The organism is Streptomyces sp. NPDC088706, assembly GCF_044752765.1.
Taxonomy (GTDB): domain Bacteria; phylum Actinomycetota; class Actinomycetes; order Streptomycetales; family Streptomycetaceae; genus Streptomyces.
Map to the genome: position 1 here is coordinate 908,031 of NZ_JBIVLW010000001.1, position 21,981 is coordinate 930,011.

A 21,981-nucleotide genomic window follows, 5' to 3' on the forward strand; every position below is an offset into this window, starting at 1 on the left:
GGCGAGAGCGGAGAGGTGATCGATGGGCGTCGCGGGATCCTTCCCCAGCTTCGCAGGGAGGCCCCCCGGCCCGGTCATGGACCGGGAAGAGGCGGACCGTGCGCTGGCCCGGCTCGGCGCGGAGCACGAGGCCATCGAGACCTCGCTCCTCGCCCTGCAGGACCATGCGGGACGCCGCCTCCTGGAGGGCGCCGAGCTGACCGGTGTCACCCGGGAGCGCTGGGCCGCCACCGAGCAGTCGATCACGCTGCTGTGGGGGTACTTCGACGCCTACGCGGGCGCGCTGGAGGAGGCCAGGGAGATACGGGCGCGCCGCCGCCACCCGAACCGGGAGGACCTGGCCGCCCTGACCGAGCTGCTGCGCGGCGAGGCGGTCACGGTGGCCAACTCCGGGGCGGTGCCGCCTCCTTCGGACACGGGCCCGGCCCGGCTCTCCGAGAGGTTCTCGCTCCAGGAGCTGGTCGCCCGGATGAACGAGCTGTACGCCAGGTCGCTGGACATGGTCGTCGCCTCGGACTCCGTCTGGTCGGCACTGCCCGCCCGGATCGACCTGCTCGCCGCCGAGCTGCGCCGGACCCGTTCGCTGGCCCACTCCGTCGGGGTGCGGCCCGGTGAGCACCCGGCCGGGGACGACCTGGAGGACATCACCGAGGAGCTCACCACGCTGCGCGTGCAGGTGATCTCCGACCCGCTGGCGTTCTGGCTGCCGGGCCCCGGCAGTGCCGCGCCCGGCGGCGGACGCCCCGACACCTCCCGCTACGACCGGGCGGCCCGCGCCCTGGAGGACGTGCGGCGGGAGATCGAGGCGGTGCTCGCGGTGCGACAGGACGCCGAGGCGCGGCTGATGCGGCTGCGGGACGTGCTCTCACGGGCCGACCGCACGCTGACCGAGGCGCGGGCGGCGCGCGGCGAGGTGCTGGCCAAGATCGCCGCCTCCGAGGTGCCCGCCGTCAGCGGACCGGCGACCGCGCTCCAGGAGCGGCTGGACATCGCCGCCGAGTACCGCAGGCGTGCCCGGTGGAACCGGCTCACCCCGCTCCTGGAGTCGCTGGAGCGGGAAGCCGAGGAGGAGCTGTTGCGCGCCCGGGAGTCGCTGACCTCGGTGACGGCCCCGCTGGCGGTCCGCGCGGAGCTGCGCGGCCGGCTCGACGCGTACCGGGCGAAGGTGGCCCGGCACGGTCTGGCGGAGGACCCGCTGCTGATCGAGCGGTACGACGCGGCGCGCCGGATGCTGTGGAGCGCCCCCTGCGATCTGCGGGTGGCCGAGCAGACCGTGCTGCGCTACCAGCAGGCGGCGGCCGAGCTGCTGACACCGCAACGGCCTGAGGGGTCCGAGGACCGGCGGGGCGAGGCCGGGTCGGGCGATCAGGGGGAGACACGATGAGTACGCAGTGCCAGCGCCCGGCGTGCGAGGGTGCCTACGAGGACATGGGCGGCGGTGAGCTGTACTGCGGCACCTGCGGTCTGGCCCCGGTCGTCTCGCCGACCGGCATGGTCTCCTCGCCGCCCACCGGGATCGCGGGCGGCGGCCGGGCGAGCAGCCGTGGCAGCTCCTCCCAGCGCTCCGGCTCCCGCTCCTCCGCGCGCTCCTCGTCACGTTCGTCGACCTCGCGGCGCTCGGTGTCGGGGCGGCTGTCGCGCTCGCTCTCCGGCTCCTCCGCCTCCCGTTCGGTCTCGGTGCGCTCCTCGGGCTCGTCGGCCGCCTCCGCCACCCGGAGCCGGCTCGGCGTCGGACTGGTGCAGGTCCCGGACGTGCCCCGGCCCGACCCGCGTACGGCGGTGATGGCGGACCCGGAGGTGCCCGAGCGCAAGCGGTTCTGCTCCCGCTCGGACTGCGGGGCGCCGGTGGGGCGTTCGCGCGGTGAGCGGCCGGGCCGCACCGAGGGGTTCTGCACCAAGTGCGGCCACCCCTACTCCTTCGTGCCGAAGCTGACCGGCGGCGACCTCGTGCACGGCCAGTACGAGGTCGTGGGCTGCCTGGCGCACGGCGGGCTCGGCTGGGTCTACCTCGCGGTGGACCGGGCCGTCTCGGACCGCTGGGTGGTGCTCAAGGGCCTGCTGGACACCGGCGACCAGGACGCGATGGCGGCGGCCATCTCCGAGCGCCGCTTCCTCGCCGAGATCGAGCACGCCAACATCGTCCGGATCTACAACTTCGTGGAGCACCTGGACCAGCGGACCGGCTCGCTCGACGGGTACATCGTCATGGAGTACGTCGGAGGCAAGGCGCTCAAGGAGATCGCCAACCAGCGCCGCACCCCGGCCGGCCGACGTGACCCGCTCCCGGTCGAGCAGGCCTGCGCGTACGGGATCGAGGCGCTGGAGGCACTCGGCCATCTGCACAGCCGCAACCTGCTCTACTGCGACTTCAAGGTCGACAACGCGATCCAGACCGAGGACCAGCTCAAGCTGATCGACATGGGCGCGGTGCGCCGGATGGACGACGAGGAGTCCGCCATCTACGGCACCGTCGGCTACCAGGCCCCCGAGGTCGCCGAGGTCGGCCCGTCGGTCGCCTCCGACCTGTACACGGTGGCGCGGACGCTGGCGGTCCTCACCTTCGACTTCCAGGGATACACGAACGTCTTCGTGGACTCGCTGCCGGACCCCGACAACATCGAGGTGTTCCGCACCTACGAGTCGTTCTACCGGTTGCTGGTGCGGGCCACCGACCCGGATCCGGCCCAGCGGTTCGCCTCCGCGTCCGAGATGGCCGAGCAGCTGACCGGCGTGCTGCGCGAGGTCGTGGCGCTGCAGACGGGGCGGCCGAGACCGGCGCTGTCGACGCTGTTCGGTACGGAACCGCGGGTGACGGACACGGAGTTGTTCGCCGAGCAGGTGGACGAGGTGTCGCGGCTGGGCGCCCGGGTGGCGGCCGCGGGGCGCGGCGGCCGCTTCGGGCGGCGCAAAGGCGGGACGGGCCCGCTGCCGGGGATTCCGGCGCAGGGCCAGGGCGTAGCGGGTCAGGGTGGCGTCCTCGCGGCTCAGGGCGGTGCGGTGCCGGTGGCCCCCGGGGCCGTGACGTCGGCGGTGGCCGGTGCGCTGCCGATGGGCGGGCAGCCGTCCGGTCCCGTGGCAGGTGTGTGGCCCACCCGGGGGGCGGCGCCGCTGACGGCGGCGGCGACGCATGTACGGGGCGGTCCGCAGGGCGGCGGCACGGGCGCTGGTCCGTACGCCGGTCCGCAGGGCGGCGGCACGGGAACTGGTCCGTACGCCGGGCCGCAGGGCGGCGGCACGGGCGCTGGTCCGTACGCCGGTCCGCAGGGCGGCGGCACGGTGGCGGCGTACGCGTCCCCCGCACACGGTCCCGTACCGGCGCACGCCCCCGTCGCCCCGGCACCCGCGCAGGCCTACGCACCCGCACCCGCTCACGCTTCCGCACCCGCGCACGCGCACGCCGCCGTCGTCCCGGCGACCCGGGAGGGCGCACCCGCCCCAGCGGCGCGGACCGGTCCGTACGGCCCTTCCGAGGTGACCGCCGGGGGCGTCCGGCTCGCGCAGTTCGACGTCGGGGCCACCGCCCTGGCGCTGCCGGTCCCCCGGGTCGACGCGAACGACCCGAACGCCGGGTTCCTCGCCGGCCTGATGGCCTCCGCGCCCGCCGAGCTGATCGCGGCCCTAAAGGCGGTGTCGACGGCCTCGCCGGAGACCCGGCTGCGGGAGCTGCGGGCCCGGCTGGAGATGCGCGAACCGGACTCCGCCGCCGCCGCGCTGACCGCCCTGGAGGGCCGGCATCCGGACGACTGGCGGGTCGTCTGGTACCGGGGCGTCACCTCGCTGGTGACCGGTGACCACGAGGTCGCGGCGCTCTCCTTCGACGCGTTGTATGACGCGTTTCCCGGGGAGCCCGCGCCCAAGCTGGCGCTGGGGATCTGCGCGGAGGTGCTGGGCCAGCTGGACAACGCCGCCGAGTACTACCGCCTGGTCTGGGCGACCGATCCGAGCTTCGTGAGCGCCGCGTTCGGCCTGGCCCGGGTGCAGATCGCCGCCGGCGACCGGGCGGGGGCGGCGCGCACGCTGGAGTCGGTACCGGAGGCGTCGATCCACTACACCGCGGCCCGCGTCGCCGCCGTCCGCGCCCGGCTGCGCGAGCGGGACCCCGCCGAGCCCCTGCACGCCGACCTGGCGGCCGCCGGCGTCCAGGTGGCGGCGCTGACCGGCTTCGGCCTGGACCCGGTGCGACGCGAGCAGTTGACGACCGAGGTACTGGGCAAGGCGCTGGACTGGGTACTCTCCGGTAGTCCCGGTGGACCGCCGCCGGGCGGATCGGCGTCGGGATCTCCGGGTACCCGGGAACTGCTCGGCGCCGAACTGGGCGAGCGGGGGCTGCGGTTGGGCCTGGAACGCTCGTACCGCATGCTCGCCCGGCTCGCGCAGCGGGGCGACGAGAGGATCGAACTGGTGGAGCGGGCCAACCGTTTCCGCCCCCGGACGTGGGTGTGAAGATGTCAGAGAGCCACCAACAGCCCGCCCTGGCGAGGTGTCCCGGCTGCGAGGAGCCACCGGCGTCCGGCGACCTGTTCTGCGGCGCGTGCGGCTACGACCTCTCGGCCGTGCCCGCGCGCCCCGACGACCGCCCGACACAGGCCGTCACCGTGCCCCCGGCGGCCCCGGCCGCGCCCGACACCCCGGCCGCGCCCGCGGCGGCCGTGCGGTGGCCCGCCGCCTCCGAGACGGACAGCTCCGACGTGCCGGCGCCGGTGCACCGGGCGACGGACCTGCCCGGCACGGACTCGGGCGGCCAACCGCTGCCGACGACACCCCCGGCACACCACGACGAGCAGGCCACGACACCCCCGGTGCACCGGGACGAGCAGGCCACGACACCCCCGGTGCACCACGACGGGCAGGCCGCGACACCCCCGATGCGCCATGACGACCGGGCGGCGACGGCGGCCCCGGCCACGGCCGGCCCGGCCGCCGTGGCGCCCGCCGTCGTGCCCGCCGGCACCCCTGACCCCTCCGGCGACTTCGCGCCGGCCGCACCCGGTCCCCGTACGGCGGAGCCCACCCCCACGCCCGCCGCCGGCACGCAGGTCTGTGTGGCCTGCCGGTCCGGCCGGGTGGATCCCGACGGGTACTGCGAGAACTGCGGGCACGCCCAGCCACGCGAGCGCGACCACATGGAGCAGGAGCTCGGCTCGGTGGCAGCCGTCAGCGACCGGGGCCTGCGCCACCACCGTAACGAGGACTCCTTCGCGGTCTCCTCGACCGCGCTGCCGGACGGCTCCCCCGCCGTCGTCGCCATCGTCTGCGACGGCGTCTCTTCGGCGAGCCGGCCCGACGAGGCGTCGGCGGCCGCCGCGGTCGCCGCCAACGAGGCGCTGCTGGAGTCCCTGCCGCGCGGCACGCACCCCCAGCAGGCGATGCACGAGGCGATCGTCGCCGCGTCCGAGGCCGTCAACGCGCTGGCCCAGGACCCTCCCGGGGTGGCCGGGCACGAGGCCCCCCGCCACCAGAACGCCCCGGCCTGCACCCTGGTCGGCGCGATCATGGCGGGCGGTCTGCTGGTCGTCGGCTGGGTCGGCGACAGCCGGGTCTACTGGGTGCCGGACGACCGTACGGGCCCGCCCTCCCGGCTCACCGAGGACGACTCCTGGGCCGCGCAGATGGTGGCGGCGGGCCTGATGAACGAGGCCGAGGCGTACGCGGACGAGCGCGCCCACGCCATCACCGGCTGGCTCGGCGCCGACTCCTACGAACTGGAGCCGCACACCGCCTCGTTCAAGCCGGACCGCCCCGGCTTGGTGGTGGTCTGCACGGACGGCCTGTGGAACTACGCGGAATCCGCCGAGGAGATGGCCGCGGCCGTTCCTCTGGAGGCCCATCGGCGCCCGCTGCACGGCGCCCAGGTGCTCGTCGGACACGCGCTCGACGGCGGGGGCCACGACAACGTAACCGTGGCTCTGCTGCCGTTCGCCGTGGAGCCGCGAGGGGCAGGATCGGCCTGCACCACCGTCTGAGCCTCAAGGAGCCGACCGGATGGCCAACTTCTCCGAGTCGAACGTGCCGCGGTTCTCCGTCGAGGTCTGCCAGAACGAGTTCCTTCCGGAGGGCGGCCGCGAGGTCAACGCGATCGTCACCGTCACCTCGACCGGCGGCACCACCACCGGCGGCGTACCGCTGGCCGGGGCGGCGGCGCCACCCGGGTACGGACCGGGTCAGGGGCCGAGCGCCGCGGTGGTGCTGATGGTCGACTGTTCCGTTGCTGAAGCAAATGGCGCCCACGGTCGAGGACCTGACCGGCCGGCGCACCGAGGCCGGCCCGCGCGCCGGGGACCACCCGACCGGCTCCTGGGGCGACGAGTCCCGCGACTACCACGTGTGCGTCCTGGTCCCCGAGGCCGGAATCGGCCAGGAGATGCTGGCGGCCCGGGTCTCCCTGATCCTGCCCGACCCCTCGGGCGCGGGAGCTCCACAGGTGCTCTCGCGGGGGCTCGTACGGGCGGTCTGGACGGACGACGTGGTGGCGTCGACCTCGATCAATCCGCAGGTCGCGCACTACACCGGCCAGGCGGAACTGGCGCACGTCATCCAGCAGGGGCTGGACGCCCGCAGGTCGGGCGACTTCGACGGTGCGACGGCGAAACTGGGCCGTGCGGTGCAGTTGGCGTCGGCGTCCGGGAACCGGGACACTGCGAAACTGCTTTCGAAGGTGGTCGACGTCGTCGATGCGGCGACCGGTACTGTGCGACTGAAGGCGAAGGTCGCGGAGGCGGACGAGATGACCCTCGAAACGCGCTCCACCAAGACCGTTCGCGTCAAGAAGTAGCACCACGGACGCCACGATCGATCAACAGCATGACGGCCCCCGGGGCCGGACGAGGAGAGGGGGAAGCGCCGACATGCCGACCTGCCCGAACGGACACCAGTCGGGTTCCGAGGACTGGTGCGAGGTCTGCGGACACCGCATGACCGGAACGGGCGCCCCCGCCGGCGCCGTCCCCCCGCCGTCGCCCGCGCCCGGCTACGGCTTTCCGCAGCCCGCCGGCGACGACGGCGGTCAGCCGACGATGCAGGCGGAGCTCTGCCCGCAGTGCCGCACGCCGCGCGAGGCGATGGCGCCGTACTGCGAGGAGTGCCGCTGGAACTACCTCACCAGCACGGCGACCTCGTACACCCCGCTGGCCCCGCAGCACAGCACGCCCGGCGGCCCGGGTGGCCCCGGCGGCACCCCGCCCGGTCTCAACCTGCCGCCCGGCTTCGTGTCCCAGCAGGGTCCGGGCGGGCAGCAGGGTCCAGGCGGGCAGGGTGGTCCTGGCGGGCAGGGTGGTCCTGGCGGCCAGCAGGGTCCCGGGGGCCACGGCGGTCCCGGGGGCCAGCAGGGTCACGTAAGCCACGGCGGTCCCGGGGGCCAGCAGGGTCACGTAAGCCACGGCGGTCCCGGAAGCCAGAGCGGTCCCGAAAGCCACGGCGGTCCCGGAGGCCAGGGTGGTCCTCCGCCGCACGCGTTCCAGCAGGGTCCGCCGCCCGTCTTCCAGCAGCAGGGGCCGCCCCCGCACCAGCAGTCGGCGCCCCCGCCGTTCGAGCCGCAGCAGTCCTCGCCCTTCGCGCCGCCCCGGCAGCAGCAGTCGGCGCCGCCGCAGCAGCAGGCCCCGCACGGCGGTGGCGACGACTGGGTGCTGTCACCGCCCTCCCATGCCCAGGCACCGCAACCGCCGCAACCGCCCCAGGCACCCCAGGCACCGCAACCGCCCCAGGCGTTCCAGGCACCCCAGCCACCCCAGGCGTTCCAGCAGCAGGCCCCGTACCAGAGCCAGGGTGACCAGGGCTACGGCCAGGACCAGGGTTACGGCCAGATCCCCGGCCAGGGACAGCCTCAGCAGGCCGCCTCCTGGACCGCCGTCATCGCGCCGGACCGTGCGTACTTCCTGGCGATGATGCAGCGCAGCGGCCCCGAGGCGACCGGGCTGAACCTGCCCGCGTACTCCCCCGAGCACCGCCTGCCGCTCACCGGGAGCCAGGTCACCATCGGCCGCCGCCGGCACAGCACCGGCGAGTCCCCCGACATCGACCTGTCGGTGCCGCCGGAGGACCCGGGCGTCTCCCACCAGCACGCGGTGCTCGTGCAGCAGCCCGACGGCGGCTGGGCGGTGGTCGACCAGAAGTCCACCAACGGCACCACGCTCAACGGCGCCGAGGACCCGATCCAGCCTTATGTCCCCGTCCCCCTCCAGGACGGCGACCAGGTGCACGTCGGGGCGTGGACGACGATCACGATCCGCCGGGGCTGAGACCGTCCCCCGGCTGCGTGAGGGGCCGGACACCCGGCCCTTTCACCCGGCGAGGGGCCAGGTGTACGGCCCCTCCGGATCGTCCAGCCAGGCCCACTGCCGGCCGTCCGCGACCGTGATGCCGTACCTCTCCCGCTGCGGGTGCTCCTCGCGCTCCCAGAGGGAGAGGGCCTCGTGCGGGTCCAGGCTGCCCGCCGTCAGGGTCAGCAGGAAGCGGAAGAGTTCGTTCCCGATCGCGCGCCTCGGCACTCCGCCGGAGCGCGCGACCGGTTCGGGCAGCGGTGAGGCCCCGCGCAGGGGCACGAAGTACGCCGGGGTGTGCAGGAAGTGCCCCTCCGCGCGCGGGCCGTGCGCCGTCGCGCGGACTTCCAGCGACACCAGGCCGGTCGCCACCGGAGCCAGGATCCGTGCCCCCGGACGGCACTGTCCCGGCCAGGCGGGCGGTACGGAGGGCAGGGTGCAGGTCGCGACGATCCGGTCGTAGGGGGCTCGCTGCGGGCAGCCCCGGGCCCCATCGCCGGTGATCACGGTCGGGCGGTATCCGGCGGCGGCGAGATGGCCGCGAGCCGACTCGGTGATCTCCGGGTCCAGATCGACGCTGGTCACCGCCGCGTCACCGAGCCGGTGCGAGAGCAGCGCCGCGTTGTAGCCGGGGCCGGTGCCGATCTCCAGGACGGTGTGCCCCTCCCGCAGCTCCAAGGCGTCGAGCATCAGGGCCATCAGCGAGGGCTGGCTGGAGGACGAGATGAGTTCGCCGTCCCGCATCCGGGTGGCCAGCGCCTCGTCCCCGTACACCCCGCGCAGCCAGCGCCGACGCCGTACCGGATCGGGGTCCTCACCCCAGAGCCGCTCGTAGCCCCGGACGCCGTGCACGTAGTAGTACGGCACGAACAGGTGGCGCGGCACCTCGTCGAAGGCTTCGCGCCAGGCGGGATCGGTGAGGCCGCCCTGCGCGACGATGTCCCGCACCAGGGTGTCGCGTGCCGCGTCGGCGTCGGCCTCGGAGGGGACTTCCCGGTGTGCGCCCATGCCTCCACTGTCCTGCGACGGGACGGCGGAGGCGAGTTCGCGGGCGGTCCCGGCCCTTGGTCCTAGGACCCCTGGCCTCGGCCGGTGCGTCTGCGACCATGGACGGGTGACTGAGATTCCGCGCGACACGCTTCAGGAGCAGACCTTTTACGAGCAGGTCGGCGGCGAGGAGACCTTCCGGCGCCTGGTCCACCGCTTCTACGAAGGGGTCGCGGGCGACGAGCTGCTGCGGCCGATGTACCCGGAGGAGGACCTGGGCCCGGCCGAGGAGCGCTTCGCCCTGTTCCTGATGCAGTACTGGGGCGGCCCGCGCACCTACAGCGACCACCGGGGCCACCCGAGGCTGCGGATGCGGCACGCCCCGTTCCGGGTGGACCGGGCGGCCCATGACGCCTGGCTGGCCCATATGCGGGTCGCGCTGGACGAACTGGGACTGGCGCCCGAGCACGAGCGGCAGCTGTGGGACTACCTGACGTACGCCGCCGCCTCGATGGTCAACACTGCGGACTGAGCGGTTCCACCGGCCCTCCCGGCCCGCGGTGACCGTCTGTCACCACACGTCTCCGGAATGCGGCACTCCTCCACCGGATAACGATCACGATCGCGTCAAGGTCGGCCGGTAAGCGGTTACCAGAATCCTGTCCCCCTGAAAGCATCACCGGTACGCCGGGGGGCGTGCGGGTGCGGAGTTTTCCGGGGGATGGGGGATCAGGTGACAGGTTTCGTCCTTCTGCGGGTGAGGGCGCACCGCCTCCTCCTCTCCGCGGCCGTCCTCGCCGTCCTGCTGACCACGTCCGTCCTGGCCGCGCTCACCGCGTTCTCCGGTTCCGTCGGGGACGCGGCCCTGCGCCACACGCTCACCCACACCTCGGCCGGCTCGGCGGCGCTCGTCGTCTCCGCGTCGGTGGACCACGAACAGCGTGCGGAGGCAGACGAGGCCGTCCGGGAGGCCGCCCGCGACGCGTTCGACGGACTGCCCGTGACCGTGGGGACGTTGCGGAGCTCGGGTGCGTACGCACTGCCCCGCTCCCTCCAGTTCCCGGCCGCCCGGCGCGGCGAGCCCGACCTCACCCACTTCGCCGCCCTGGAACGCGACCGGGTCCGGATCACGCGGGGCAGGGCGCCCGCCGCGTCGGGCGGCGGAGGACCGGTCCAGGTCGCCCTGCCCGTCGCCGCGGCCGAGGCGCTGAAGCTGGAGCCGGGCGCCCGGCTCACCGTCACCGACCGGCTGAGCGACAGACCGCGGCGGCTCCTGGTCACCGGCGTCTACGAGCCCGCCGACCGGTCCGACCCGTACTGGCAGCTCGACCCGCTCGCCGGACGCGGGGCCCGCAAGCTCGCCTTCACCACGTACGGCCCGCTGCTCACCGACCCCGCGCTCCTCGCCTCCGGCGCTCTCGGCGACGGTGAGACGTCCTGGCTGGCCACCGCCGACTTCGCCACGCTGACCGCCGGTTCCCTGGACGGCCTGGGCCGGGCGTCGGCCGCCGCCCCCAAGGCCCTGGCGGCGGCTCCGGAGTTCGCCTCCGGCGTCACCGCGCGGACGTCGCTGCCCACCGTGCTCGACCAGCTGGACCGGGCGTTGCTGGTCTCCCGCTCCACGCTGATGATCGTCGCGGTGCAGCTGGTGCTGCTCGCCGCGTACGCCCTGCTGCTCGTGTCCCGGCTGCTGAACAGCGAGCGCGGCGGTGAGCGCGAGCTGCTGCGCGCCCGGGGCGGTTCACGGGGCCGGATCACCTCGTTCGCGGCGATCGAGGCGCTGCTGCTCGCCGTGCCCGCCGCGGTGATCGCCCCGCTGCTCGCGGGGCCGCTGACCGGACTGCTGGCCGAGCGCGGCGCCCTCGCCCGGATCGGGCTGCGGACCGGGGAGGCCGCGACCGGCACGGTGTGGCTGGTCTCCGCGGCGGTCGCGCTGGCCTGTGCGCTGGCCGTGGTGGCCCCGTCGCTGACGGCCGGGTCCGGCGGCCGCGGGACCCGGGCGGCCGCCCTGCCCGGCCCGGTGCGGGCGGGCGCCGACCTCGGGCTGCTGCTGATCGCGGCGGTGGCGTACTGGCAGCTCGACCGGCAGACCACGAAGTCCGGCAGCGGGGCGCTCAGCGGGGACCAGGACGGCAACCTGGGCGTCGACCCGCTGCTCGTCGCCGCTCCGGCGCTGGCCCTGCTCGCCGGGACCGTGCTCACGCTGCGGCTCCTGCCGCCCGCCGCGAAGCTGGCCGAACGCCGTGCGGCCAAGGGCCGGGGGCTGCCCGCCGCCCTGGCGGGCTGGCAGTTCAGCAGGCGCCCGTTGCGCGGCGCGGGACCGGTGCTGCTCCTGGTCCTGGCGGTTGCGATGGGCATGCTGGCGATCGGGCAGAGTGCGTCCTGGAACCGTTCACAGGCCGACCAGGCGGACTTCGGCTCCGGCGCCTCGATCCGGGTCGTGGGCGGGCACGGGAGCACACCGGCGACGGCCGCCGCCTACGGTGCGCTGGCGGGGGTACGGGAGGCGGCCCCGGCCTTCCGTACGGACGTCGAGGTCTCCGGCGGGCGCAAGGCCGAGGTCCTCGCCCTGGACACCTCGCACGCGGACGAGCGGATGCTGATGCGCTCCGACCTCACCGAAGGGACCCCCCGGCAGCTGTTCGAGGCGATCGCCCCGAAGCCGGCCGCGCGCGCCGGGCTCGTCCTCCCGCAGGGCGGCGACCGGCTGAAGCTGGACCTGCGGATCACCACGGCCTCGTCGAAGGACCCGGCCCCCGACCCGGACCCAGACCCCGACCCGGACCCGGACCCGGACGCCTCGGCGGCGGGCGAGGAACCTCCGGTGGCCACCGTGCTGCTGGAGGACCGGTACGGGCTCCCGTACCGGGTCCTGGCCGGGGCTGTTCCCGTCGACGGCGGCCCGGTCCCGGTGTCGGTCCCGGTGTCGGCCGCCGCCGGGCTGGCCGTGACCGGTGTCGAGGTCGACGGCGTCCCGCCCTCCCGTCGCGCCGAGCAGCACCGCGTCACCGTGAGCGGCGTACGGGTGGTCACCGCCTCCGGCGGCGAACGGCCGGTACCGGCCCCGGACTCGGTGGACTGGCGGGCCACGATGACGCTCACGGAGTTCGGCGAGGACAGCCCGGGGCGGCCGCCGGTACGCAACGGCACGTCGGGCCTGCCGGACTTCACCTACGACACCGGTGTGGACACCGACGCGTCCTGGGAGCCCGTCACCAGCACCCTGCGGATCACGGCGGCCAGGCCCCGGGTCACTGCGGTGAAGGCGGTGGCGACGGACGCCTATCTGCGGAGCACGGGCGCGAAGCTGGGCGACGAGGTCGACCTCACCCTGGCCGGGAACAGCGTCCGGGTGACCCTGGCGAAGGCGGTCCGGCAGCTGCCGACCACCGGCTCCGGCGAGCTGAAGGGCGCACCGGACCCGACGGCCGGCGGCGGCGGGCTGCTGCTCGACCTCAAGGCCGTCACCGCGGTGCTGGCCCAGCGGCCCACCGCCACGATCGAGGCGACGGAGTGGTGGCTGAGCACCGCCCCGGGCGACGCGGCGAAGACGGCCGCGGCCCTGCGCGCCCAGCCGGACACCGACCCGGCCCGGGTCCTGGTCCGTGAGGAGGCCGCCCGGCAGCTGGTGGACGACCCGATGGGCGCGGGCCCGCAGTCCGCGCTGCCCGCCGTCGCGGTGGTCGCCGCCGCACTGACCGCGGTCGGGTTCGCCGTCAGCGCCTCCGGGTCCCAGCGCGAACGCCAGGCCGAACTGGGCGTGTTGCGGGCCCTCGGCGCGCCGCGCCGCCAGCTGGCCCGGATGATCGCCGCCGAGCAGGGCGTGCTGATCGTCATCGCCCTGCTGATCGGGGTGGGCATCGGCACCGTGCTGACCCGGGCCGTCGTCCCGCTCATCGTGCTGACCGGGCAGGCGGCGCGGCCGGTGCCCCCGGTGCTGGTCCAGCTGCCCGCCGGGCAGGTCGCGGCGCTGCTGGCCGGGGTCGCCGCCCTGCCGCTCGTGATCGTCGCAACGATCGCGCTGCGCCGCGCGGACCCGGCGGTATCGCTGCGCCACCAGGGGGACCACTGACATGAGCGACAGGAATCGGGCGGCCGGCGCCCCATGGATACGCACCCGGCTGCGTACGGCGCCCGGTGCGGCGGCGGCCCTCGCGGTGCTGGTGCTGGTGACGGCGTTCCTGGCGGCCGCCTTCCCGCGAGCCGTGGACGCGTACGAGACGAAGGGGCTGCGCCACGACATCCGGACGGCGGACACCGGCCGCACCGTCGTGGAGATCGCCCGCCCGCGGCCCGGCCTCGAACTGCCGAAGGCCCAGCGGGACGCCGAGGTCCGCGGCGATCACCTGGGACGCGTCGGCGGGCGGCTGGTCCAGGCCCTGCCCGCACCCCTGCGGGCCGACACCTCGTCCCTCGCGTACGGGGTGCGCACCACGAAGCCCGTCCGGGCGACCGAGCCCTGGCTGCCCCGGCCCGCAGCGATCCCGCCGAAGCTCACGTACACCGCGCAGGCGGGGCTGGAGGAACACGCCACGCTCAGCTCGGGGGCCTGGCCGAGGACGCCGCGGGAAGCCACCTCGGACACCCGTGAGGTGCAGGGTGCGGTCACCGAGGAGACGGCGGCCGAGCTGAAGGTGAAGCCCGGCGCCACCATCGTGCTGCCCACGGCGGGCGGTGAGCCCGTCACCGTGACGGTCACCGGCATCGTGGCCCCCCGGAACCCGGCGCAGAGCTACTGGTCCGCCGATCCCCTGCTGCGTACCCCGTCCCTGGTCCCGGACCCCGAGAGCCCGGTCCCCGTCCACTACTGGACCGGCACGGTCCTGCTGGCCGAGGACGCCGGACCGGTGCTGCTGAGCACGGCCGCCGAGCCCGCGCTGTACTGGCGGATACCGCCCGACCCCGCACCGCTGGCCGGTACCGACGGCTCCCGTCTGGAGTCCGTCATCGCCTCCCTGGAGAGCGGCCCCGGGCTGCTGAAGGTGCGGGAGATCGCCGGGGACACCGCGGCGGTCTCCACCGGACTCGGGCAGGTCGTGGCGGCCGACACGCGGATGCGGGAGGCCATCGGACCGGTGATCGCCGTCGCCGCCCTCGGGATCGGCTCCGTGGCCGCCGTCGTCCTGCTGATGACGGGCGCCCTGATCGCCGCCCGCCGCCGTGGCGAACTGGCCCTGCTGCGTTCGCGGGGCGGCTCCCTGCGCGGCATCGGCGGCCGGCTGCTCGCGGAGACCGCGGTGACCGTGCTGCCCGCGGCGGCGCTCGGGCTGGCGCTCGCCGTGCTGCTGGTGGGGGACGCCCGCTTCTGGCCCGCAGCGGTGGCCGCGACGGGCGTCGCACTCCTGGTATGCCTCGCCCTCCCCCTGCGCACGACCCTCCAGCACATCCGGCCGACGCTGCACGGCGGGCGCGAGGACATCGTGAGCGCCCGGCCCTCCCGCCGCCGTACCGTCGCCGAGCTGACGGCGCTCGTGCTGGCGGTCGGAGCGGTCACGGCACTGCTGCGACGCGGCACGGCGGCCGGGGGCGGCACCGATCCGCTGGTCAGCTCCGCCCCCGTCCTGGTCGCCCTGATCGCGGCCCTCGTCCTGGTGCGGCTCTACCCGCTGCCGCTGCGGCTCGCCGCGCGCCCGCTGGCCCGGCTGCGCGGGGCGATCGGCTTCCTCTCGCTGGCCCGGGCCGGCCGCGCCCCGGCGAGCGGGGCGCTGCCGCTGCTCGCGTTGCTGCTGGCGCTGGCCACGGCGGCGTTCGGCGGCTCGGTGGTCGCCGGTATCGGGGACGCCCGGGACGAGGCGGCGCTGGCCGCGGTCGGGGCGGACGCCCGGATCAGCGGGCTGAGCGAACGGGCGACGCTACCCGACCGGTTGGTCCGCGCGGTACGGGAGCTGGAGGGGGTGGCGAGCGCGGCGCCGGTACGGGTCGAGTACGGCGTGACCCTGCCGGACGCCGCGACGGGCGACGGCACGGGCGATGGCGGCCCGGACGCGGCCGGTGACAGCGGCGCGGGCGACGGCTCCGAGGGTTCCGGCGGCTTCGGCGCCACGGACGCGTCCACCGCGGCCCTGGTGGGCGTGGACCCCGCCTCGTACGCGCGGCTGGCACGCGCGACCGGACTGCCCGACTTTCCGGCCGCCCGGCTGAAGGCGACCGGCCCCTCGGCCCCGCTGCCGAAGGGCGCGGAGTCCGACCCCGGGCGCGTCCTCCCGGCCATCGCGTCCCCGGCGGTGGCGGCCCGCCTGGGCAAGGAGCCGCGCGCGATCGACACCCTGTCCGGCGAGTTCCAGGTCCGGGTCGTGGGGACCACCACGCGCGCCGCCGCCGCATCCACCGCGAACTTCTTCATCGTGAACGCCGCCTCCCTCGTCCACGGGGAGCCCACCACCCTGCTCCTCAGCGGGACGCCGGACCCCGGGGAACTGCGCGCGGCGGTAGGTGGGAGCGGCGAGGAGTACGACGTACAGCTGCGTTCCGAGGAGCGCGAGCGGTACGTGGACACCCCGATGCAGGCAGGGGCCGAGCGGATCTACCTCGCGGCCGTCGCCGCGGGCGCCGGGTACGCGCTGCTGGCCGTGGCGCTGTCGCTGCTGCGGACCGCCCCGGAGCGCAGGACGCTGCTGGCACGGCTGCGCACGATGGGGCTCACCACCGGGCAGGGCAGGCGGCTGCTGGCCTTCGAGGCGATGCCGCAGGCGGTGCTGGCGGCGGTCGGCGGCCTGGTCACCGGCTGGGGGACCATCGCCCTGCTCTCCCCCGGCGTCGACCTGGTCCCGCTGGCGCTCGCGGGCGTCGCCGGATCGGACCCGAGCCCCGTTCCGCTGCGTACCGACCCCTGGTCGCTGGGGCTTCCGGCGGCCGGGGTGGTGGCACTGGCCGCCGTGGTCGCGGGCGTCCAGGCGTGGTGGGCGAGCCGCCGCGGATCGATCACCGAACTCAGGGCAGGAGACCCCCGATGACCTCGTCCACCGAGACCGCCGGTACCGCAGGGTCCGCCGCGACGACGCTGGCGGAGCTGGAGCGGCGGGCCGCGGCCCGCCGGGACCGCCCCTCCTACGGGCACGACGCGCTGATCGCCTGCGACCGGGTGGTGCGGATCTTCACCACGGACGGAGTGGAGGTGCAGGCCCTCCAGGGCCTCGATCTGCTGGTCGCCGAGGGCGAGTTGATGGCTCTCGTGGGGGCGTCGGGCAGCGGCAAGTCGACGCTGATGAACATCCTGGCGGGCCTCGACGTGCCGACCGCCGGATCGGCGAAGGTCGCGGGCTGCGACCTGCTGTCGATGGGCCCGAAGGAACGGCTGCGCTACCGCCGGGACGTGGTCGGCTTCGTCTGGCAGCAGACCGCCCGCAACCTGCTCCCGTACCTCACCGCGATCCAGAACATCACCCTGCCCATGCAGCTGCGCGGCGGCGGCGGCAAGCGCGAACGGGCCGCCCGCGCCGGGTCGTTGCTCACCATGCTCGACATCGCGGACTGCCGCGACCGGCGGCCCGGGCAGCTGTCCGGCGGACAGCAGCAGCGGGTGGCCATCGCGGTGGCGCTCGCCAACTCCCCGTCCGTGCTGCTCGCGGACGAGCCCACCGGTGAGCTGGACTCGGCGACCGGGGAACAGGTCTTCGCCGCGTTCCGGCGCGCCAACGAGGAGCTGGGCACCTCCATCGTGATCGTCACCCATGACCAGGCGGTGGCGGACGAGGTGCGCCGTACGGTCGCCATCCGCGACGGGCGTACGTCCTCCGAGGTGCTGCGCCGCACGGAGGTGGACGCGGCGACGGGCCAGGAGTCGCAGGTGGCCCGGGAGTACGCGATGCTCGACCGGGCGGGACGGCTCCAACTGCCCGCGGAGTACACGCGGACGCTGGGTATGGAGCACCGGGTGCTGCTGGAGCTGGAGCAGGACCACATCGGTGTCTGGCCGGACGCGCACGGGGCGCCGGAGACCGCACGGGAGCGGAAGGACGACGGGGTCCCGGAGAAGTAGCCGGCACGACGTCGATGTTCTCCTGCCGGTCGTCCACGAACAGCCCGGCGTATCGGCCGTACCCGGCCGACCGGTCCGACGCGCCCGGCCGACCCGTCCGCGGCGCCCGGCCAACCGGTCGGTCCGACGCGGCCCGGCCGACCGTCCGAGGCGCCCGGCCAACCGGTCCGACGCTGCTCGACCGACGTCTCAGCCGTGCTCGGCCGACGTCTCAGCCGTGCCCGACCGTCAGCCCCAGCCCGCCCAGCCCGCCGACCGGGTCGCGGCGCAGCGCGACCGACCCGAACGGGGTCCGCAGCCGCAGCCAGCCGCCCGAGGCGAACAGGGAGACGGGGAAGCCGGGGTGGGCGCGCAGGAAGCCGAGGGACTGGGCGGCGTGGACCGCGCGCAGCGGCAGTTCGGTGGCGCCGACCGGGCGGGACCAGATCTCCCGGCCGATGCGGTCCCGTTCGGCGCGGGTGCGCTGATCTTCGGGCAGCGCCTCGTCCCGGGTACGGAATTCGGCGACGGCGGAGTCGAGGGCGGTGCGCAGCGCATCCGGGCCGGGCAGGCCGGCCTGCTCCCGCCAGGGCCCCCGGGGCGGCAGGACGCCGGTCCAGGGCGGCCCGGTGACCGGGGCGGGCAGGGCCCCGCCCCCACCAGGCCCGGTGACCGGGGCTGGCAGGGCCCCGCCCCCACCGGCCCCCTCCGCGCCCGGCTCGGGCACATCGAGGGTCTCCAGCAGTTCCCCGGCCGACACCGTGACGTCGAGCGTCTCGGGGCGGGCCAGGCGGGCCGTGCGGACCGCGAGGACCTCGAAGGAGGGCGGGCGGCCGAAGACGGCCAGTGCGTCGCCGCCGCCCGCCTGCAACCGGACCGCGGCGGCCCGGTCGTAGTGGAGCAGCCGGCCGAGGAAGGCGGCGAGGTCCGCCGTCTCCCTCGCGTCGGCGAACAGCAGCGACCGCACGGGCACCGTCATACCGCGGCGGGCTCCTCTGCCAGGTACTGCTGGAGGAAGAGCTTCTCCTCGGCGGAGATACGCCGAGGCCGCTCCGCCGCCAGGTCGTAGGGGACGACCACGGTCGAGGCCCGTACGTACACCTGCTCGGGGTCCTTGATCTCGTAGGCGATCGTCAGCGACGCGGCGCCTATCCTGGTGACCCACGACTCGACGGTGACCGGCGTGTGCCGGTGCACCAGCGGCCGTACGTAGTCGATCTCGTGCCGGGCCACGACGGACCCGCCCGAGAACGACGGGGAGCCGTCCCCCGGCGCCAGCCGGAACATGAAGTCGATGCGCGCCTCCTCCAGGTAGCGGAGGAAGACCACGTTGTTCACGTGGCCGAAGGCATCCATGTCCGACCAGCGCAGGGGGCAGCTGTAGAGGTGACGAGCCAAGACGATCAGCCTCGCGTGAGCTTCTTGTACGTGGCGCGGTGCGGGCGGGCCGCGTCCGCGCCGAGGCGCTCGACCTTGTTCTTCTCGTACGACTCGAAGTTGCCCTCGAACCAGTACCACCTGGACTCACCCTCGTAGGCGAGGATGTGCGTGGCGACGCGGTCCAGGAACCACCGGTCGTGGGAGATGACCACAGCGGCGCCCGGGAACTCCAGGAGGGCGTTCTCCAGCGAGGAGAGCGTCTCGACGTCGAGGTCGTTGGTCGGCTCGTCGAGGAGCAGCAGGTTGCCGCCCTCCTTGAGCGTCAGCGCCAGGTTGAGGCGGTTGCGCTCACCACCGGAGAGGACGCCGGCCGGCTTCTGCTGGTCCGGGCCCTTGAAGCCGAACGCGGAGACGTAGGCGCGCGAGGGCATCTCGACCTGGCCGACGTTGATGTAGTCCAGCTCGTCCGAGACGACGGCCCAGAGGGTCTTCTTCGGGTCGATGTTGGCGCGGGACTGGTCGACGTAGGAGATCTTGACCGTGTCACCGATCTTGATGGAGCCGCTGTCCGGCGTCTCCAGGCCCTGGATCATCTTGAACAGCGTGGTCTTGCCCGCGCCGTTCGGACCGATGACGCCGACGATGCCGTTACGGGGCAGCGTGAACGACAGGTCGTCGATGAGGACCTTGTCGCCGAAGGCCTTCGAGAGGTTCTCGACCTCGACGACGATGGAACCGAGGCGCGGGCCCGGCGGGATCTGGATCTCCTCGAAGTCCAGCTTCCGCATCTTGTCGGCCTCGGCCGCCATCTCCTCGTACCGGGCGAGACGGGCCTTGGACTTGGTCTGGCGCCCCTTGGCGTTCGACCGCACCCACTCCAGCTCTTCCTTGAGCCGCTTCTGGCGCTTCTCGTCCTTGCGGCCCTCGACCTTGAGGCGGGTGGCCTTCTTGTCCAGGTACGTGGAGTAGTTGCCCTCGTAGGGGATCGCGCGGCCGCGGTCGAGTTCGAGGATCCACTCGGCGACGTTGTTCAGGAAGTACCGGTCGTGGGTGACGGCGACGACGGCACCCGAGTACTTCGAGAGGTGCTGCTCCAGCCAGTTCACCGACTCGGCGTCCAGGTGGTTGGTGGGCTCGTCGAGGAGGAGCAGGTCCGGGGCCTCGATGAGGAGCTTGCAGAGCGCCACCCGGCGCTTCTCGCCACCGGAGAGGTTGGTGACCGGCCAGTCGCCGGGCGGGCAGCCCAGGGCGTCCATGGCCTGCTCCAGCTGGGCGTCCAGGTCCCACGCGTTGGCGTGGTCCAGGTCCTCCTGGAGCTTGCCCATCTCCTCCATCAGCGCGTCGGAGTAGTCGGTCGCCATCAGCTCGGCGACCTCGTTGAAGCGGTTGAGCTTGCCCATGATCTCGGCGGCGCCGTCCTGGACGTTCTCCAGGACCGTCTTCTCCTCGTCCAGCTTGGGCTCCTGCATGAGGATGCCGACGCTGAACCCGGGCGACAGGAACGCGTCACCGTTGGACGGCTGCTCCAGGCCCGCCATGATCTTCAGCACCGTGGACTTACCGGCGCCGTTGGGCCCCACGACACCGATCTTGGCACCGGGCAGGAAGTTCAAGGTGACGTCGTCAAGGATCACCTTGTCGCCGTGCGCCTTGCGCGTCTTGCGCATGGTGTAGATGTACTCAGCCAAGAGAAACCGTCCGGCAGCAATAGAGGTGTGGGCAGATACACCCCATCTTGCCTGACGTCCATCCCCGGACGGAAACCCGTTCCGGGGATGGGTCGGCGTGCGGCCGCCGCGGACGGGCGGGGCGGTCACTCAGCGTGCTTCCGCGCTTCCTTCCGGCGCAGCGCGAACAGCGTGGCGCCGCCGATGACGAGGAGGCCGACGGCGAGTGCCGCGATCATCGGGGTGGTGCTGGAGCCGCCGGTCGCGGCGAGGTCGCCCTCCAGGCCGGCGGTGGTGGTGCCGGTCGAGGCGGGGACGGACCGGCGGGCGCTCTGCGGGCCGACTCCGGCGTCGCCGTCGCCCGGCCGGTCCTGCCCGGCCGCGATGCCGCTGCCGCCGGTGGCGCAGTCCAGCACGCCGGTGAAGTTCTTCCGGAAGCCACCGGGTCCGGTGATGGTGAAGTCGTACGCCTGGTCCTCGGCGACCGGGATCGTCACCGTCTCGGTGGCTCCGGCGGGCACGGTGTGCTCGGTGCCGCCCAGCTCGAAGGTGAAGGGCTCGTCGCCCCGGTTGGCCGTCGTGATGTCCACGCCGCCGGCGGCGCAGTTCTTGCGGGCGGTGAGCGCCGGGGCGGCGCCCGTCTCGGCCCAGGTGGCGGTGGCCCGGGCGGAGACCGTGGACTCGCTGGATCCGGCCAGGATCTGGGTCTGGGTGCGCGTGGTCCCGGCGAAGGCCCGGCCGACCGGTACGGAGGTGGTGGTCTGGACGGTCAGCGATGCGGAGCCGTCGGTGCTGCCCTTCGGCACGGCGAAGTAGAGGCGGGCCCCGTCGGCGGCGGAGGTGACGGGCGTCCCCTTCCGGTCCGTCACCGTGATGCCGCTCGCCGCCGCGTCCACCGGGGGTGACACGGAGACTTGGTCCGCGTCGGTACGGACGGTCACCGGGTCCAGCCGGTCCCCCGCCCGGCCGGAGACCGCCGCGGGCTCCAGGGTCAGCGAGGCCCGGGGTTCGGCGACGTCACGGGCGCGCCCCTGCAGCCAGTCGGCGAGCTTCTCCGCCTGCCTGTCCGAAGCGGTGACATCGGCCTTGTCCGAGTAGCGCCAGATGGCGACCTGGGTGCCCGCGGCGGCGGTCCGCCCGGTGAGCGGACCGGTGCCCGCCGCCTCGGCCAGGGCGGCGAGGTCGTCGACCTGGGGGTAGGAGTGCTGGAGGATCCACCGGATCTTCCCGGCGTTCCTGTTGGCGCCGAGGGAGGTCTCGGCCCAGGGGGTCTCCAGGTACTTCGCCTGGTCCTGCGTGGGGTTGTGGAGGTCGACGCAGTACGTCTTGAGCTTGCCGCCGCCGTCCACGGTCATCTCGAAGAGCCCGGCGGGCAGCTCCTGCGTCCGGTCGGGGGCACCGTTCTCGCCCGGTGTGCGGAGCACGGCGCCGTCGAAGGTCTTCAGCCCGTCGAGCACCGCCGCCGCGCCGCCCTGGTGCCGGTCCCGGTCGTCGGCGGCCGCCGTACCCGTCCCGGCGAGGGTGACCGCCGTGACCAGACCGGAGATCAGCAGCCCGGTCACCGGCCGCAGGAAGCCCCGGCCGCGCCACTGCCGCCGCCCGGCCCTACCGGCCTCGGCCACACGTGCCCGCCCACCGGCCTCGGCCACACGTGCCCGCCCACCGGCCTCGGCCACACGTGCCCGCCCACCGGCCTCGGCCACACGTGCCCGCCCACCGGCCTCGGCCACACGTG

13 protein-coding genes and 1 pseudogene are annotated in these 21,981 nt (G+C 74.6%); 9 read left to right on the forward strand and 5 right to left on the reverse strand.

Annotated features, from left to right (window positions below; genetic code table 11):
* Positions 1-22: 22 nt before the first annotated feature.
* The 5 genes and pseudogenes from ACIQAK_RS04125 to ACIQAK_RS04145 all read left to right on the forward strand — a co-directional run bounded on the left by ACIQAK_RS04125 (position 23) and on the right by ACIQAK_RS04145 (position 8,234).
* The gene (locus ACIQAK_RS04125; RefSeq protein WP_366387879.1) at positions 23-1,384 is read left to right on the forward strand and encodes a hypothetical protein; all 1,362 of its coding nucleotides are present in this window, start codon (positions 23-25) and stop codon (positions 1,382-1,384) included.
* Positions 1,381-4,443 carry a tetratricopeptide repeat protein gene (locus tag ACIQAK_RS04130; RefSeq protein ID WP_366387878.1) on the forward strand — a complete coding sequence of 1,021 codons (3,063 nt, stop codon included), beginning with the start codon at positions 1,381-1,383 and terminating at the stop codon, positions 4,441-4,443. Before ACIQAK_RS04125 ends, ACIQAK_RS04130 begins: the two co-directional genes overlap by 4 nt.
* A 2-nt stretch (positions 4,444-4,445) precedes the next feature.
* Positions 4,446-5,963: a protein phosphatase 2C domain-containing protein gene (locus tag ACIQAK_RS04135; protein ID WP_366387877.1), complete on the forward strand. Its 1,518-nt coding sequence runs from the start codon at positions 4,446-4,448 to the stop codon at positions 5,961-5,963.
* Positions 5,964-5,982: 19 nt separating this feature from the next.
* A pseudogene (locus ACIQAK_RS04140) lies at positions 5,983-6,772 on the forward strand (hypothetical protein).
* Between the two features lie 73 nt (positions 6,773-6,845).
* Positions 6,846-8,234: an FHA domain-containing protein gene (locus ACIQAK_RS04145; protein ID WP_366387876.1), complete on the forward strand. Its 1,389-nt coding sequence runs from the start codon at positions 6,846-6,848 to the stop codon at positions 8,232-8,234.
* Between the two features lie 42 nt (positions 8,235-8,276).
* Here ACIQAK_RS04145 and ACIQAK_RS04150 read toward each other — a convergent pair whose 3' ends face one another.
* Positions 8,277-9,263, reverse strand: coding sequence for a methyltransferase domain-containing protein (locus ACIQAK_RS04150; protein ID WP_366387875.1), 987 nt, complete (start codon positions 9,261-9,263; stop codon positions 8,277-8,279).
* Positions 9,264-9,369: 106 nt separating this feature from the next.
* Between ACIQAK_RS04150 and ACIQAK_RS04155 the strand changes: the two genes are divergently transcribed.
* The 4 genes from ACIQAK_RS04155 (at position 9,370) to ACIQAK_RS04170 (ending at position 17,220) form a co-directional block, all read left to right on the forward strand.
* Positions 9,370-9,774, forward strand: a complete 405-nt coding sequence (locus tag ACIQAK_RS04155; protein WP_366387874.1) for a globin — start codon at positions 9,370-9,372, stop codon at positions 9,772-9,774.
* Positions 9,775-9,975: 201 nt separating this feature from the next.
* Positions 9,976-13,314, forward strand: coding sequence for an ABC transporter permease (locus ACIQAK_RS04160; protein ID WP_366387873.1), 3,339 nt, complete (start codon positions 9,976-9,978; stop codon positions 13,312-13,314).
* Between the two features lies 1 nt (position 13,315).
* Positions 13,316-16,195, forward strand: coding sequence for an FtsX-like permease family protein (locus ACIQAK_RS04165; RefSeq protein ID WP_366387872.1), 2,880 nt, complete (start codon positions 13,316-13,318; stop codon positions 16,193-16,195).
* Complete coding sequence (locus ACIQAK_RS04170) at positions 16,192-17,220, forward strand: ABC transporter ATP-binding protein (RefSeq protein WP_366387871.1); 1,029 nt, start codon at positions 16,192-16,194, stop codon at positions 17,218-17,220. Before ACIQAK_RS04165 ends, ACIQAK_RS04170 begins: the two co-directional genes overlap by 4 nt.
* Positions 17,221-17,431: 211 nt before the next feature.
* Here the strand turns inward: ACIQAK_RS04170 and ACIQAK_RS04175 are convergent, their stop codons facing one another.
* From ACIQAK_RS04175 to ACIQAK_RS04190, 4 genes are all read right to left on the reverse strand, one after another.
* Positions 17,432-18,178 (reverse strand): hypothetical protein, encoded by a 747-nt coding sequence (locus tag ACIQAK_RS04175; RefSeq protein ID WP_366387870.1) that lies wholly within the window; start codon positions 18,176-18,178, stop codon positions 17,432-17,434.
* Positions 18,175-18,597, reverse strand: coding sequence for a thioesterase family protein (locus tag ACIQAK_RS04180; RefSeq protein WP_366387869.1), 423 nt, complete (start codon positions 18,595-18,597; stop codon positions 18,175-18,177). The genes ACIQAK_RS04175 and ACIQAK_RS04180 overlap by 4 nt, the downstream gene beginning before the upstream one ends.
* Positions 18,598-18,602: 5 nt before the next feature.
* Positions 18,603-20,267: an energy-dependent translational throttle protein EttA gene (gene ettA, locus ACIQAK_RS04185; protein ID WP_366387868.1), complete on the reverse strand. Its 1,665-nt coding sequence runs from the start codon at positions 20,265-20,267 to the stop codon at positions 18,603-18,605.
* A gap of 125 nt (positions 20,268-20,392) precedes the next feature.
* Positions 20,393-21,868, reverse strand: a complete 1,476-nt coding sequence (locus ACIQAK_RS04190) for a Cys-Gln thioester bond-forming surface protein (protein WP_401847771.1) — start codon at positions 21,866-21,868, stop codon at positions 20,393-20,395.
* Positions 21,869-21,981 lie beyond the last annotated feature (113 nt).

What these genes read in the sequence shown, in the direction of transcription:
- ACIQAK_RS04125 (WP_366387879.1), top strand. Translation starts at nt 23, where the DNA reads ATGGGCGTCGCGGGATCCTTCCCCAGCTTCGCAGGGAGGCCCCCCGGC.
- ACIQAK_RS04130 (WP_366387878.1), top strand. Translation starts at nt 1,381, where the DNA reads ATGAGTACGCAGTGCCAGCGCCCGGCGTGCGAGGGTGCCTACGAGGAC.
- ACIQAK_RS04135 (WP_366387877.1), top strand. Translation starts at nt 4,446, where the DNA reads ATGTCAGAGAGCCACCAACAGCCCGCCCTGGCGAGGTGTCCCGGCTGC.
- ACIQAK_RS04145 (WP_366387876.1), top strand. Translation starts at nt 6,846, where the DNA reads ATGCCGACCTGCCCGAACGGACACCAGTCGGGTTCCGAGGACTGGTGC.
- ACIQAK_RS04150 (WP_366387875.1), bottom strand. Translation starts at nt 9,263, where the DNA reads ATGGGCGCACACCGGGAAGTCCCCTCCGAGGCCGACGCCGACGCGGCA.
- ACIQAK_RS04165 (WP_366387872.1), top strand. Translation starts at nt 13,316, where the DNA reads ATGAGCGACAGGAATCGGGCGGCCGGCGCCCCATGGATACGCACCCGG.
- ACIQAK_RS04170 (WP_366387871.1), top strand. Translation starts at nt 16,192, where the DNA reads ATGACCTCGTCCACCGAGACCGCCGGTACCGCAGGGTCCGCCGCGACG.
- ACIQAK_RS04175 (WP_366387870.1), bottom strand. Translation starts at nt 18,178, where the DNA reads ATGACGGTGCCCGTGCGGTCGCTGCTGTTCGCCGACGCGAGGGAGACG.